The sequence below is a fragment of the Frigidibacter sp. ROC022 genome (assembly GCF_024723735.1).
In the GTDB taxonomy this organism is placed as follows: Bacteria; Pseudomonadota; Alphaproteobacteria; order Rhodobacterales; family Rhodobacteraceae; genus SLM-1.
In genome coordinates this window covers 1-644 of sequence record NZ_JANQDU010000021.1, presented here as the reverse complement: position 1 = coordinate 644, position 644 = coordinate 1, and the positions used below count along the sequence as shown (strand labels likewise).

Here is a 644-nt window from a genome sequence, read left to right as displayed (position 1 = left end):
CATCGTCCAGAAGATCCTGGATCTGGTCATAGGAGTGGACGCCTTCCACAATGACGACATCCGAGATCGTGCCGTCGAAGACATGGGTGAAGCCACTTTCGCCGGACTTGCTGGCCCAGCCGTTGGCCCCGACCTGGAGATACTCGTGGTTGTCCATCCAGGAGGTGTCGAACGCAGCCTGTCCGAACACCTGGCCATCCAGCATGGCGGAAACCGTGCCACCATCAAAGCTGATCTGCAGATCGTAGTCGACGTTGGCCTTGATGCCGTCGATGGTGAAGGTCTTGTCCGAAGCTCCGTCCTGAAAACGGACAACCAGCTTGCCGTTATCAATGTATGAGGTGAAGTGGTTGCCGCCACCGCCGTAGCCCGAGGCATCTTTCGACAGCAGGCCATGACGTCCCGAGACGGTATCGGCGTTGAAGGTCAAGGCGACGGTTGCCGCGTCGAGCTCAAATTTGGCGTCCGGCTTGAGCTCGATCACATCCTTGGTGCTGGAAATCTCATGATCGCCGAGAAGTGAGTAGACCGCACCATCCACTGGCGTGGGCTGGGGCTCGGTGGGTGTCGGTTCCGGCTCGGGTGTCGGAGTTGGTTCCGGCTCCGGCGTAGGTGTCGGTTCAGGAGCCGGGGTTGGCTCGGGC

The 644-nt window shown here is 60.1% G+C and carries 1 protein-coding gene; it reads right to left on the bottom strand.

Features of this window, described 5'->3' with window-relative positions; genetic code table 11:
- The coding region (locus NUW50_RS21335) for a LamG-like jellyroll fold domain-containing protein (protein WP_258291213.1) at nt 1–644 on the bottom strand (644 nt) is incomplete at both ends.